19 protein-coding genes are annotated in these 13,235 nt (G+C 44.8%); 9 read left to right on the top strand and 10 right to left on the bottom strand.

Annotated elements, in window-relative coordinates; translation table 11 throughout:
- Nucleotides 1-89: 89 nt before the first annotated feature.
- Nucleotides 90-236, top strand: a complete 147-nt coding sequence (locus FD961_RS01570) for a hypothetical protein (RefSeq protein ID WP_215393823.1) — start codon at nucleotides 90-92, stop codon at nucleotides 234-236.
- Between the two features lie 83 nt (nucleotides 237-319).
- On the opposite strand, the gene FD961_RS01565 is transcribed toward FD961_RS01570, so the two are convergent.
- From FD961_RS01565 to FD961_RS01535, 7 genes are all read right to left on the bottom strand, one after another.
- The gene (locus FD961_RS01565) at nucleotides 320-859 is read right to left on the bottom strand and encodes an HPP family protein (RefSeq protein ID WP_215393822.1); all 540 of its coding nucleotides are present in this window, start codon (nucleotides 857-859) and stop codon (nucleotides 320-322) included.
- Nucleotides 860-1,015: 156 nt separating this feature from the next.
- Entirely contained in the window at nucleotides 1,016-1,324 is a 309-nt protein-coding gene (locus FD961_RS01560) for a high-potential iron-sulfur protein (RefSeq protein ID WP_215393821.1), read from the bottom strand.
- A gap of 367 nt (nucleotides 1,325-1,691) precedes the next feature.
- Complete coding sequence (folE, locus tag FD961_RS01555) at nucleotides 1,692-2,474, bottom strand: GTP cyclohydrolase I (protein ID WP_215393820.1); 783 nt, start codon at nucleotides 2,472-2,474, stop codon at nucleotides 1,692-1,694.
- Nucleotides 2,475-2,491: 17 nt separating this feature from the next.
- A complete protein-coding gene (locus tag FD961_RS01550; RefSeq protein WP_215393819.1) occupies nucleotides 2,492-2,863 on the bottom strand; it encodes an MAPEG family protein in 372 nt (123 codons plus the stop codon).
- 41 nt (nucleotides 2,864-2,904) lie between these two features.
- Nucleotides 2,905-3,537: a glycerol-3-phosphate 1-O-acyltransferase PlsY gene (gene plsY / locus FD961_RS01545; RefSeq protein WP_215393818.1), complete on the bottom strand. Its 633-nt coding sequence runs from the start codon at nucleotides 3,535-3,537 to the stop codon at nucleotides 2,905-2,907.
- A gap of 31 nt (nucleotides 3,538-3,568) precedes the next feature.
- On the bottom strand, nucleotides 3,569-4,501 hold the full coding sequence (gene xerD, locus FD961_RS01540) for a site-specific tyrosine recombinase XerD (protein ID WP_371817164.1): 933 nt from the start codon (nucleotides 4,499-4,501) through the stop codon (nucleotides 3,569-3,571).
- Nucleotides 4,485-4,970, bottom strand: a complete 486-nt coding sequence (locus tag FD961_RS01535; protein WP_068947903.1) for a YajQ family cyclic di-GMP-binding protein — start codon at nucleotides 4,968-4,970, stop codon at nucleotides 4,485-4,487. Before FD961_RS01535 ends, xerD begins: the two co-directional genes overlap by 17 nt.
- A gap of 102 nt (nucleotides 4,971-5,072) precedes the next feature.
- Here FD961_RS01535 and murB point away from each other — a divergent pair, with 102 nt between their 5' ends.
- Nucleotides 5,073-6,110, top strand: coding sequence for a UDP-N-acetylmuramate dehydrogenase (gene murB, locus FD961_RS01530; RefSeq protein ID WP_215393816.1), 1,038 nt, complete (start codon nucleotides 5,073-5,075; stop codon nucleotides 6,108-6,110).
- A gap of 34 nt (nucleotides 6,111-6,144) precedes the next feature.
- Here the strand turns inward: murB and xseA are convergent, their stop codons facing one another.
- Nucleotides 6,145-7,359: an exodeoxyribonuclease VII large subunit gene (gene xseA / locus FD961_RS01525; protein ID WP_215393815.1), complete on the bottom strand. Its 1,215-nt coding sequence runs from the start codon at nucleotides 7,357-7,359 to the stop codon at nucleotides 6,145-6,147.
- Between the two features lie 314 nt (nucleotides 7,360-7,673).
- Here xseA and FD961_RS01520 point away from each other — a divergent pair, with 314 nt between their 5' ends.
- The 7 genes from FD961_RS01520 (at nucleotide 7,674) to FD961_RS01490 (ending at nucleotide 12,622) form a co-directional block, all read left to right on the top strand.
- Entirely contained in the window at nucleotides 7,674-8,309 is a 636-nt protein-coding gene (locus FD961_RS01520; RefSeq protein ID WP_215393814.1) for a MotA/TolQ/ExbB proton channel family protein, read from the top strand.
- A complete protein-coding gene (locus FD961_RS01515; protein ID WP_215393813.1) occupies nucleotides 8,306-8,752 on the top strand; it encodes a biopolymer transporter ExbD in 447 nt (148 codons plus the stop codon). Before FD961_RS01520 ends, FD961_RS01515 begins: the two co-directional genes overlap by 4 nt.
- Nucleotides 8,753-8,768: 16 nt before the next feature.
- Entirely contained in the window at nucleotides 8,769-9,854 is a 1,086-nt protein-coding gene (gene lpxK, locus FD961_RS01510) for a tetraacyldisaccharide 4'-kinase (protein ID WP_215393812.1), read from the top strand.
- Between the two features lie 79 nt (nucleotides 9,855-9,933).
- The gene (locus tag FD961_RS01505; protein WP_215393811.1) at nucleotides 9,934-10,113 is read left to right on the top strand and encodes a Trm112 family protein; all 180 of its coding nucleotides are present in this window, start codon (nucleotides 9,934-9,936) and stop codon (nucleotides 10,111-10,113) included.
- Between the two features lie 10 nt (nucleotides 10,114-10,123).
- Nucleotides 10,124-10,885: a 3-deoxy-manno-octulosonate cytidylyltransferase gene (kdsB, locus tag FD961_RS01500; protein ID WP_215393810.1), complete on the top strand. Its 762-nt coding sequence runs from the start codon at nucleotides 10,124-10,126 to the stop codon at nucleotides 10,883-10,885.
- Nucleotides 10,886-10,989: 104 nt separating this feature from the next.
- Nucleotides 10,990-11,655, top strand: coding sequence for an adenylate kinase (adk, locus tag FD961_RS01495; protein WP_215393809.1), 666 nt, complete (start codon nucleotides 10,990-10,992; stop codon nucleotides 11,653-11,655).
- 1 nt (nucleotide 11,656) lies between these two features.
- The gene (locus tag FD961_RS01490; RefSeq protein ID WP_215393808.1) at nucleotides 11,657-12,622 is read left to right on the top strand and encodes a GDP-mannose 4,6-dehydratase; all 966 of its coding nucleotides are present in this window, start codon (nucleotides 11,657-11,659) and stop codon (nucleotides 12,620-12,622) included.
- 7 nt (nucleotides 12,623-12,629) lie between these two features.
- Here the strand turns inward: FD961_RS01490 and FD961_RS01485 are convergent, their stop codons facing one another.
- Nucleotides 12,630-12,932: an addiction module antidote protein gene (locus FD961_RS01485; RefSeq protein WP_215393807.1), complete on the bottom strand. Its 303-nt coding sequence runs from the start codon at nucleotides 12,930-12,932 to the stop codon at nucleotides 12,630-12,632.
- Nucleotides 12,933-13,229, bottom strand: coding sequence for a type II toxin-antitoxin system RelE/ParE family toxin (locus FD961_RS01480; RefSeq protein ID WP_215393806.1), 297 nt, complete (start codon nucleotides 13,227-13,229; stop codon nucleotides 12,933-12,935). It abuts the gene before it with no gap.
- Between the last annotated feature and the right edge of the window lie 6 nt (nucleotides 13,230-13,235).

Raw genomic sequence — 13,235 nt, 5'->3', positions numbered from 1 at the left:
TTTATAAAATAGGCGCTGTAGCAATAAAGAGCGCAAGATAGCGCTTCGGAAGCACAAAAAATCTTAATAACGCAGTAACAGGAGCAAATATGACCACCAGCAACACCCCAAAAATTAATGTTCGCAATTCAGTTAATGAGTGCGCTCAATCATTAAAAAAAGAAAATGCCGGCAAATATCACAATTACGGCATCAAAGACTGTATTGCCTCAATTGCAGCAACTAAAGTTCAATAATTGCTATTTATTGAAAGATAGCAACAGATAAGGAAAAATAGGCCTAAATAATCAATTTTTTGATCAATTTAAAATCAGTTAGATCATTTTGGCCTGTTTGGGTACCTTTTTCCAGTCAAATTACTGTAAATCGCCCCAACAATTACCAGCAGGATTGAATCCACCATTACCGGGAAAAAAGCATAGCGGTAGTGTGCTACGTGCCCAAGTACCACTATCAAGGCAACGGCAGCCGCAGGTGGATGGAGGCAGCGCAATACAAACATCCCCAATATCGACAAACTTGCGGCAATTGGCATTGCCAATAAAGGCTCGGGGATTAATATAAAAACAGTAATTCCAATCAATGCAGATAAGGTATTGCCGGCAATCACCGCCCAAGGTTGGGCCATTGGGCTGCCAGGCAAGGCAAATACTAGCAAAGCACTGGCGCCCAAAGAAGCCATCAGCCACTCATCAATACCAGTCAGCTCACCGAGTAACTTGGCAATCGTAAAAACCAACATCAGACCAACCAGAGCCCCGGCGCAGGATCGCAAACGCTCTTGCCAACTGACCTCAGGTTGATCGCCACCCAAATAAAAGGAATAGTGTTTGATTAAATATTTAGCAGTATGTTTCATTCATTGCCCCAGTAGACATCTCATTATTCAATCCTCATCATCATAGCCGTGAATATACGTCAACATCCAAGCTAAATGAGGCAATAAAAAAGACCGCCAAAGCGGTCCTTTTTATTGAATGAAGCGATGCGCTTCATCATATGGCCAAAGCAATACTTAAGCCTTTTTAGCGTAAGCAGAGCACCAACCTTTAGCAGCCACTTGCTTGCCAGCAAACAATGGGCAACCGCCAGCTGCAGATCCAGCTTTACCTTGATAAAGAGCACAGTTGTCACATTCTTGACCAGCAGCGTACTTAGCATACTTCGCCTTATCAACTTTAGTAGCGTCTGACTTGTAACCCAATGCAGCAGCTTGTGGATCAGTATCAGCAACCATTGCTTGAGCTTGAACTTTACCGTTCAAAGCCAAAGTACAGGCACCAGCAGCAGACAAAATCATAAATTGGCGACGACTATTTTTCATGGGTTCTCCAAAAAGTAAGACAACAAAAAGTTACACAGTTACAAAACTTTGTTGATCATAGTGGAGAAGATTTGCACTTACTAGTCAGCTCGTAAGCTACTGATTTATATACAAATATAGATGAGAATTGTTCTCACCAAAACTTCAGCCAAAAGAAGTTATTTCCAGCCCTTCAAATTCATGCAACCTGCACGCTGTCGTAGATAAACCCCGCTACCTGTTTCTGGGTAGTCTTCTTGACACTCTCTGAGATCCTTCCGGTAAGTAGCTTGATTATTTTTTGAGGCATCTTCGTTTTTAATAGGCTCACTAATACAAGCCGTGAGAAGAAGCAAGGCAGCCAGAGAACACAAGAATCTCATCTCAATTATTTTCGATCAATCAAAGCTAAAAATTCACGGCGTAGATTGGAGTCCTTCAAGAACGCACCGCGCATCACACTATTAATCATCTTAGAGTCGCGATCTTTTACACCTCGCCATTGCATACAGAAGTGATCGGCATCCATCACGACCGCTACACCAATCGGCTTAATTTTCTTTTCCAACATGTCTGCCAATTCCACCACGGCTTCTTCTTGAATCTGTGGTCTGCACATGACCCATTCAGTTAGACGTGAGTACTTGGATAAGCCAATTAAGGCAGACTCTTTGCTTGGTAATACTCCAATCCAAATACGACCCATGATCGGGCAAAGGTGATGCGAGCATGCACTCCGTACGGTAATTGGCCCGATAATCATGAGCTCATTAAGGCGACTCACATTGGGGAATTTCGTAAGTGTTGGCTGCTCTACGTAGCGGCCATTGAAGACTTCTTGCACATACATCTTAGCCACACGCTGGCTTGTATTACGGGTGTTGTGGTCGTTTTCAGTATCGATCACTAAGCTCTCCAAGACAGCCTGCATCTTTTGTGACACCTCTTCAACCAGCCCCTCTAACTCGCCCGGTTTAATAAATGCAGCAATATTGTCATTGGCATGAAAGCGTGCTTTTTGTGCTTCGATACGACGGCGTATGACAACCGAGAGTGGAAGACCAGACTCGTCTTCTTTGGTGGCAACTCTTTTAGTTACTGATTTAGTTGGGGCAGACTTCTTATCAGCAACCTTAATGGCTACTTGTTTAACTGTTTTTTTGACTGTCATATTGATGGTTGCTCTATTTAGACCTGAAAGAAGATGGAAATGATACAAATAAGCCCTAGCAACCATACGATCGATCTAGTAGTGGGCCAATTGGCGATGTAGCATACGAGATATGCAATGCGAGCAATAACAAAACCAGTGGCAAGAAGATCAACTCTGGCCTGAGGTGCATTAGCGATACTGGCAATAATCACTGCCGCAAAAAAGAGTGGCAGAGATTCAAAGAGATTAGCTTGGGCAGCATTAGCGCGCGCCCTAAAACCTGTTTGCTTGGCTAACCATTGCCTTGGCATACTGTTGTCATATTGCTCAAAGCCCTTCTTGGCAATTCCGGCGGCAACATATGGGAATAATCCCATAAATAGAATGCAGGCATAAGCGATTGTCATAGGGATACTTTCTTTACTGTTGAGCTACTTTAGCCATGACTTCAGCTCTTACTCTTCTTAGAGCCGATACGACTCTCAGTGCCATTGAGTAAGTTCCTAATATTGCTACGATGACGCCAAATCAAGAGAATACAAACTAACAAGAGTGCAATTCCCATCGGCTGAAAGCCAAATAGGAATACAAAATAGATAGGTCCAAATACAGCTGCAGCCAATGCAGCTAAAGATGAATATCTCAAGAATACAGCCACAATAATCCAGGTGCTTAAGGTAGCGGCACCCAGGATTACATTGACGCCAAACAAAATTCCGCAAGCTGTCGCGACTCCTTTGCCACCTCTAAAGCCATGAAATATCGGAAATAAATGCCCCAAAAAAACAGCAACCACTACGCCACACAAGACCCAAGAACCTAAGGTGCTCGTTAACGACTGGTCACCTAGTAACACTCGTGCAAGCATGACTGCAAAGTAACCTTTGAGTGCATCACCCAAAAAAGTGAGCGCGGCTGCTAATTTATTGCCAGTACGCAACACATTGGTAGCGCCAGGATTACCGGAACCATAAGAATGGGGATCGGGTAAGTTCATACACTTACTCACCACAACCGCAAATGAAATAGAGCCGATGAGATAGGCGATTGGAATGAGCAAAAAATCTAAAGTCAGAGTCATAGCATCATCTTAATCACTTTTGCTACTCCAATCATGATCCACGAGGGTGATGCTGCTGATGGATCGATTTAAGACGCTCTCTTGCCACATGGGTATAAATCTGGGTAGTAGAGATATCTGCGTGGCCCAACAGCAACTGTACTACCCGAAGATCAGCCCCATGATTGAGCAAATGGGTTGCAAAGGCATGACGCAGTGTATGAGGTGAAAGAGCTACTGGGATATTAGCAACCGTGGCGTAACGCTTGATCAACGCCCAAAATGCCTGCCTTGTAAGCCCCGTTCCAGTATGGCGCCCCACAAAAACGGCATCCGTTGTTTTACCTTCCAACAAGGGAGTGCGGGCCTCAGCCAAATATCGACCGAGCCACTGACCTGCCTCACCACCAAACGGCACTAATCGCTCTTTGCCTCCCTTGCCATTAACTACCCTGACCACACCCTCATTTAAACCTAGCGCAACGGTTTTCAGGGAGACGATTTCTGAGACGCGCAAGCCACTCGCATACATGAGTTCTAGCATCGTACGATCACGTAAACCTAAAGGTGTTTCGATATCTGGCGCATTAAGTAAAGCGCTTACTTGATCTTCACTCAATGTTTTTGGAAAACGTAATGCCTGCTTTGCAGCACGTAATCCAATACATGGATCGTTCTTGACTAAATTAATACGCAAAGCATGTCGATAAAAACGTTTGAATACCGTCAGACGACGATTAGCAGTAGTAGCCTTATCTGCACGACGATGCGCAATATAAGCAGTGAGATCTTTTTCCTGGACTGAATATAGATCAGCGCCAGACTCCTTATGGAGCCACTGAGCCAATAACAATAAATCTCTACGATATGCCGATAGACTGTTCTTGGCCAATCCATCCTCTAGCCAGCAAGCATCACAAAAACGTTCGATCGCTGCTTCGCTTGCTGGAGCTATCGCGGGAGAATCATTAGTCACGGAAATTATTAAAGCCCAATGGCGCTTCGGTAACGTCTTTTTTCAATAAAGCCATCGTTGCTTGAAGATCATCACGCTTGGCACCAGTGACACGTACTGCATCACCCTGAATGCTTGCCTGGACTTTAATCTTGCTGTCCTTGATGATACGGACAACTTTTTTAGCAAGCTCTGAAGTAATTCCTTTTTGGATCTTCATAGTTTGCTTGCGTTTATCGCTACCAATAGTCTCTTTTTTGTCATCTTTCAGATAACGAACATCCACGTTACGTTTGGCCATCTTGCCAAAAAGCACATCACGCACTTGACCCAATTTAAAGTCGTCGTCACCAAACAAGATAAGAGTTTCGTCTTTTTGCTCTACTCGGCTATCTGAACCCTTGAAATCAAAACGATTACTAATTTCTTTATTAGATTGCTCAATCGCATTTTTAAGCTCAACCATATCCGGTTCGCAAACTACGTCAAATGAGGGCATTTTTTACTCCTTGGTTAATCTCTTGGTTAATCTATTTAATATTGATTTAAGTTATCTTGCAATTATCTGCGCACTTGGCAGACATTCGAATAAGATTGTGGCATGAACTTTGCATCAAATGCCCATCCAAGCCCAAAATCGAGCCCAAACCTCGGTCTTAAGCATCGCAATACCTTTGGGTTTGAGGCAAGCGCAGAGCTCGCCTATGAAATTACCGCTCCCGATCAAATTCCAGCAGTGATGACGCAAATAGCCGAGAAGAAATTACCTTGGCGCGTTCTAGGCGGTGGCAGCAACGTCATTTTGCCAACGGTTTTACCCGGTGCAACCTTGTTGATGAATATCGCGGGGCAAGAAATTATTTCCTCCGATACCAATTCGACTCTGATAGCCGTTGGTGGTGGCGTAAATTGGCATAACTTTGTTGCATGGGCCTTAGAGAATAATTTGCCAGGTCTAGAGAACTTAGCTCTTATTCCAGGTACGGTAGGTGCCGCACCTATTCAGAATATTGGCGCTTATGGAGTTGAAATTGGTGAGTACATCGATTCTGTTGACGCCTACGATGCCAATAGCCATGCCTTTGTCACCCTTACAAATGAAGAATGTTGCTTTGCTTACCGCGATAGCTACTTTAAGAAAAATCCCCAACGCTTTATTGTGACAAAGGTCGTCTTTAGACTTCCTAAGCAATGGCAAGCACGTATTCATTATGTAGATTTGGCAAAACAGTTTTCCGAACAATCTAGTCCAAGCCCTGAAGAAATTTTTTTAGCGGTTTGTAAAATTCGCACTCATAAACTGCCAGATCCAAAAGTCATCGGTAATGCAGGTAGCTTCTTTCAGAATCCCATCGTACCTAATGAGCAATATGAAACCCTGCTTCATGAGTATCCAGGGCTTGCTTCTTACCCAGATGCCACCGGCAAGCGCAAGCTAGCTGCCGGCTGGTTAATTGACCAATGTGGCTTCAAAGGCCAACGTATGGGAAATGTTGGTGTCTATGAAAATCAAGCTCTAGTCCTGGTCAATCACGGTAATGGCACGGCCCAAGATATTTTGGGTCTTGCTAAATGCATCCAGGAGAAAGTTAAAAAAGAATTTGGCGTGCACTTAGAGATCGAGCCAAATATTTTGTAGTTTTGTCGTTCTTTAATTTTTTCTATTTGCATCTCTATTTTTTCAAGGCGCTGACTTTTTCAAACTGTACCGTTGCCGCGCCCTCTGCTAAGCGAATTTCATATTCGACCTGAGGATGCAAATCGCCTGGTTTGCGTGCTGCATGAAAACCTTCATTGACATTCAGTACTGCTGCATAGCCCCGCTCTAAAGTTCTTTGCGGGTTTAGCATCTCCAATTGTGATTGGTAATGAGTTTGATTGCGTTTCCAATTTTCCATTCGCACCGACCAAGCTTGATTGAGGCGCTGCTGCCAACTCGCAATTTGCTCACGCATGCGGTCTGGGTTCGGTAAAGCATGGCTTAGTCTTAAGGCAAGCTGGTCCAGGGTTTGCGCCTCACGCTCTACCCGTTGATTAATGCGCTGGAGTAGGGCCTGCATGATGGCATCGAGCTCCTGCAACATTTGATCTCTGCGAGGAGCGGCCAACTCTGCAGCCCCCGTTGGTGTTGGTGCACGCAGATCAGAAACAAAGTCAGCAATTGTGAAATCGGTTTCATGACCAACACCGCTTACCACTGGAATAAGGGAGCTTGCAATGGCATATGCCAATTGCTCATCATTAAATGCCCACAAATCTTCAATACTTCCCCCACCACGTACTAGCAAAATCACATCCACCGCTTGTTCTTTTGCTGCAGCTTTCAGTGCAGCAATGATTCCTGCAGGAGCATCAGGGCCTTGCACTAGGGTTGGATAAATCACAATTGGAATATGTGGCGCACGCCTGGCTAAAGTACTGAGCACATCTTTTAATGCTGCAGCTTGCGGTGAAGTGATGATGCCGATTGATCGCGGATGCGTTGGTATTGCTCTTTTACGATCTTCATCAAACAAACCTTCTTTTGCCAGCTTGGCTTTGAGCTTTAAAAAAGCTTCGTATAGGCCACCCATACCAGCGCGTCGTAAAGTTTGAATTGTGAGCTGAATATCCCCTCTTGGAACATACATTCCCAAGCTCGCGCTGACTTCAACCAAATCACCTGATTGCGGCATAAAACCAACCTGGCCATTGCGGCCACGGAACATCACACAGCGAATTTGACCCTCTTCATCCTTGAGCGAGAAATACCAGTGTCCACTCTCATAGGCCTTAAAGTTCGAAATCTCCCCGCTAACCCAGACAGTGTCAAAACGATCCTCCAAAGATTGAGCAATGGCGCGGTTTAGATCGCCGACAGACAGAATTTCTCTTGATATTTCCGACATTTTTTCTCTTTGCTCCCCAAGCCTTCTCGCTTAGACGGTAATAAATATCCACAGAAGCCTATTGGCCCTTGGTTTAATGCTCATAAGTAAGTAGTTACTGACCCGAAACGTCTCATAAATACTACAGTTAAAATGTAAGCCTTTGATTTATCTAATAAATTTATCCCGATATAAGACGGTGCTTTTCAGGGTTTTTCACTACTCCCACCATCAATCAAGGACTTAGAGCATCCCCAGAAAAAAGTTTTGCACAGAGTTATCCACAGGCAAGCTTTCTGAAAGAGGCTTCTTAATTCAGCTAAAGTACTGAGCTTATGTACTCCATCTTACTATCTGCCGGCTGGCCTATTTGGCCCCTTTTAATCATTTCGATCATTGGCTTAGCCATTGTTATAGAGCGCAGCTGGTATCTGCGCCAAGTTCATATTTTTCCTAAAGGTAGTCTAGAAGCGGTTTTTTCCTCTGCCAATCAGTTGCTGAGCCAAAAAACATTGCCCAATGAGCAAATGGCACAGCTAACTCAACTATCCCCGGCAAGCCCTTTGCTTGCCTGCGCTTTGCGTGAGAAATCTGCAGGCAATCATGCTCAATCGGCATTAGAAGAACTGCAAGCAGTGGCACAAGCAACTTGGCTCAAGTTTGATCGCTATCTAGGAGCGCTGGCGACGATTGCCACCATAGCCCCGTTGCTAGGTTTATTTGGCACTGTAGTGGGCATGATTGAAATCTTTGGTAGTCAAGGAGCCATCAATGGTGCTGGTAGCCCTCAACAACTTGCGCACGGCATCTCTGTTGCGCTTTACAACACTGCATTTGGTTTGATGATTGCGATTCCTGCGCTGGCCGCTTGGCGCGCATTACGTGCAATCGCAAACCAACGTCAGCGTGAGTGCGAAGAGTTCACGCGCCAGTTATTTAAAAAACTATACCCAACCGAATCAATGCAATGAGTTGGTTAGATACACACTCACAAGCAAAGGGAAGATTTTCTCTAGGAACTACAGCAGTTTCTGCTGAGCCAGAAATTAATCTCATTCCATTTATTGATGTCTTGTTGGTAGTGCTCATCTTTTTGATGATCTCCACTACCTTTACACGCTATCAAGAATTAGCAATTACTTTACCAACTGCTAATGGTAGTGAGACTCAGACAGAGAGCAAACAAGTACACGTTGCTGTGAGTCGTGATGGTCGCTTTGCAATTAACGGCAAGGTTACAGATCCATCTCAATTGAGTAATGCCTTAGCGCAACTGAGCAGCAAGGACAGCAGCCTTCAAGTCAATATCGATGCGGATGCTAAGGCTCCACATCAAGCGGTGATGACTGCCTTAGAGGCGGCACGTGATGCCAATCTGAGTAATATTGTTTTTAGTAGCCAAACAAAAAAATAGGCAACTGGAAAAGAATATGGCGCTATCTTTTTTTCGTAAAGCTCCTCAATTTTGGGAAAGACGTGGCCCAACCAGTCTCTTACTGTGGCCACTCTCATGGCTTTATGGTGTTGCCTTGCGTATTCGTAAACTGATTCATGATTTAGATCTCTCCAAGGTCAAGCCCGCTCCAGTACCCATCATTATTGTTGGCAATATTCGGGTTGGCGGCACAGGTAAAACGCCCATCGTGATTGCACTAGCAGAACAACTATCGCAACTGGGCTGGAAACCTGGAATTATTAGCAGGGGTTATGGAGCATCAAGCCAAACCTCTCCTCTGCAAGTAAGCAGTAGCTCAGACCCCGCTTTAGTAGGCGACGAACCTGCATTGATCGCAAAACGAACTGGGGATCAATTTCCGATTTGGGTTTTTCCCAAGCGTCAACAAAGCATTAAGGCTCTACTCAAACATACTCCTGAGGTCAACGTCATCATTAGCGATGATGGCCTTCAGCACCGCGGACTCATTCGCTGGCCCGCTCGTGAAGGTGGTCGCGATATTGAGTTTGTAGTCCGTGATGATCGAGGCGAAGGCAATCGCTTCCTACTTCCTGCGGGTCCACTCCGCGAGCCTGCCACACGTGAGCGCGATGCGACGCTATTTACTGGCACGCCTAAGAATCAAAAAAGCGGCATTCTGGATGAGTATTTCTTAGGTCGCCGATTGTTTAACTTAGTAAGTCGCCTAGGTACTCCATACCAACTCATCAACACCTCTAAAACGCAATCGTTCGAGCAAATTGCTGAGCAATTTTTGCCAAAGAACATGACTGCGATTGCAGGTCTTGGCAATCCAAAACGCTTTTTTAATGATTTAGCAAAGCAAGGTATTACTGGTAAACAAATTCCGCTTCCGGACCACGCCACTTACACACCAGAATTCTTTACTGCCATCAAAGCGCAATGCATCCTCATTACCGAGAAAGATGCGGTTAAATGCACAGGCATCCTAGATGAACGTATTTGGGTTGTGCCAATGTCACTGCATTTGCCAGATAATCTGATGGATTGGCTGCAATCCATTTTGCAAAGGCCAGACCCCCGTCGCTACACTTTATAAGCCTTGTAACTCTATTTAACTGTCCACTTAATACGTTAAGCGCTACACTCTTTTCTCATACCCTTTATTTGAAATAATTATGGACAGACGCCTACTTGATATCTTGGTTTGCCCTTTATGCAAAAGCCAACTGCATTTAGATGCAGAAAAACATGAACTGATTTGTAAGGCTGATCGTTTAGCCTATCCAATTCGGGATGATGTCCCAGTGATGCTGGTTGAAGAAGCGCGCAGTATGACTGCTGACGAAGTTCTCTAAGCAACTCCAAATGAGTGCAACCCAATCTCTAGACTTTTTGGTTGTCATACCAGCAAGGCTAGGCTCTACTCGGTTGCCGCGTAAACCGTTGGCTGATATTGGCGGTAAACCCATGGTAGTGCGTGTTGCAGAACAAGCTAAAAAATCTTTAGCCCAGAGCGTAATTGTTGCAACCGATTCAGCAGAAATTCAAGCAGCGTGTGATGAGCATCGTATTGAATGTTTGTTGACTAGTGAGATCCACCCGACCGGTACCGATCGCCTTGCGGAAGTAGCACAATTATTAAAACTCCCTAGCAATACTTTAGTGGTCAATGTTCAAGGTGATGAACCGCTCATACCCCCTGAATTAATTAATCAAGTGGCTCAAACTTTGGCTGATCATGTGGAATGCGCCATCTCGACAGTAGCCGTACCAATTCATGATGATGGTGAAATTCAAAATCCCAACGTCGTTAAAGTGGTCCTCAATAGAGCGGGTGAAGCCCTCTACTTTTCAAGAGCCCCCATTCCTTTTGTAAGAGATGCAAAGCCAGAGCAAAAGGTAATGCATTTGAGGCACCTGGGCATTTACGCTTATCGAGCTGATTTTTTACAGGCCTACTCTCGCTTAGAGCCTGCACCCCCAGAACAAGCAGAAGCCTTAGAGCAGCTTCGCGCCCTCTGGAATGGCTATCGTATTGCGGTTTATACAGCCACTGAGAGCCCACCAGCGGGGGTTGACACCCTCGAAGACCTCGAACGCGTTAGAAGCCTCCTGGCGAACTCCTAGCAATTGAAGGGTGGATTGCCGTTTCTCGGGGATAATCCTAGGCATTAGATATAAAGGATCCCGACAAAATACGGGACAATTACAAATCTTATAAGGGGAAAACAATGCGGTTAATTCTGCTCGGTGCACCTGGTGCTGGAAAAGGCACACAAGCTCAGTTCATTTGTGAAAAATTTGCTATTCCACAAATCTCCACTGGCGACATGTTGCGCGCTGCCGTGAAAGCTGGAACTGAACTGGGTGTTGCTGCTAAAAAAATTATGGATGCCGGCGGGCTAGTCTCTGACGACATCATTATTGGCTTGGTTAAAGATCGCTTGACTCAACCAGATTGCAGCAAGGGCTATTTGTTTGATGGTTTCCCTAGAACCATTCCTCAGGCACAAGCCATGAAAGATGCTGGCGTGCCAATCGATTACGTTTTAGAAATCGATGTTCCATTCGATGCCATCATCGATCGCATGAGCGGTCGTCGTGTTCACCCAGCCTCTGGCCGCACTTATCACATTAAGTTCAATCCCCCCAAGGTTGAAGGCAAGGATGATGTAACTGGCGATGCTTTAATCCAGCGTGATGACGATAAAGAAGAAACAGTTCGTAAGCGCCTGCAGGTATATAACGACCAAACTCGCCCTTTGGTAGAGTACTACTCCTCATGGGCAACGCAAGCTAGCTCAAGCGATAAAGTCAAGGCACCTGCTTACCGTAAGGTCAGCGGCACCGGAAACGTAGAGGACATCACTTCCTCAATCTTTGCTGCACTGAAGTAAATTGGCATCTAAAAAAGCACTCATTATTGGCATTACCGGGCAAGACGGTGCTTATTTAGCAAAGCACCTCCTATCCAAAGGGTATCAAGTAACGGGCTCTTCACGCGATGTGATGGCCTCATCTTTTAATAACCTCAATATTCTTGGCATTCGCTCACAAGTCAAATTAATTTCCGTATCGATTAATGACTTTAGAAGCGTCTTTAATGCCATCCAGGAATCCAACCCAGATGAGATCTATAACCTGGCTGGTCAAACTTCTGTAGGACTCTCGTTTGATCAACCAGTGGAAGCCATCGAAAGTATTGCAATTGGCACTTTGAATATTTTGGAAGTAATTCGCCTTCTCAACAAGCCTGTGCGTTTTTACAATGCAGGTTCAAGTGAGTGCTTTGGTGATACTGGCGATACACCAGCAAATGAACAAACGCCATTTGCACCACGTAGCCCTTATGCAGTCGCCAAATCTACCGCCAAATGGCTGATTAATAGTTACCGTGAATCTTATGGCCTATATGCCTGCACAGGTATCTTGTTTAACCATGAATCTCCCTTGCGTCCTGAGCGCTTTGTGACGCAAAAAATTATTGCCGGCGCCGCCAAGATCAAGGCTGGTCAACTTAATAAATTGCAACTGGGTAATTTAGATATATCGCGTGACTGGGGCTGGGCCCCTGAGTACGTTCAGGCAATGTGGCTCATGATGCAACTCGATCAGCCCGACGACTTTGTGATTGCCACTGGCAGAAAAGAATCCCTCAAATACTTTGTAGCTAAATCCTTTGAATACTTTGATCTGGATTGGCAAAAATATGTTGAGATCGAACCAAGCTTCTTTCGCCCTAATGAAATCGTTTCTAGTGTTGGCAACCCCGAGAAAGCCATTAAGAAATTGGGCTGGAACAAGCCAACCGATATTGATGGCGTTATTAAGATGATGTGCGCTGAACAAGCGAAGTTAATCTAAGTCTTACTTAGGCATGCACGCTTAGCTTCATGCCAAGCGCATGAACTACTTTTGCCACCGTCTCAAAACGCGGTCTAGCCTCTATCTTTAATGCCCTATACAAAGATTCGCGGGTGACACCACTTTTTTTGGCAATTTCAGTCATGCCCTTTGCTTTAGCAATATCACCAATTGCAGCAACAAATAAGGCAGGATCACCATCCTCAAGTACAGCGGAAAGATATCCTGCAATATCTTTTTCTGTTTTTAAATAATCCACTACATCAAACTTTGAAAAATTTTTATTTTTTATCTTTTTGCTAATTTTCATTTAATCCTCTAAGCTTAGAAGTAATTTCTTAACCCTCTTAATATCAGTAGCTTGGGCAGATTTACACCCTCCACCCAGCATCAAAATGATAGTTTTTCTATGTTGTACGTAATACATTCTCCAGCCAGCGCCAAAATGCTCACGCATCTCCCATACCCCAGCACCTACTGGCGCTATATCTCCCAGGCTACCAAGCGACACCTTACGAAGCCTTGAAGGCAATCGGCCGCGTGTTATGGGATCTCGAATACCACTAAACCACGCATCAAACTCATCTGTTTTATTGATTTCATACATGCATCA

Origin of the sequence: Polynucleobacter sp. TSB-Sco08W16 (assembly GCF_018687455.1) — a bacterium.
GTDB lineage: Bacteria > Pseudomonadota > Gammaproteobacteria > Burkholderiales > Burkholderiaceae > Polynucleobacter.
The sequence above is the reverse complement of the archived record's forward strand: the minus strand, read 5'-3'. Positions and strand labels throughout refer to the sequence as shown.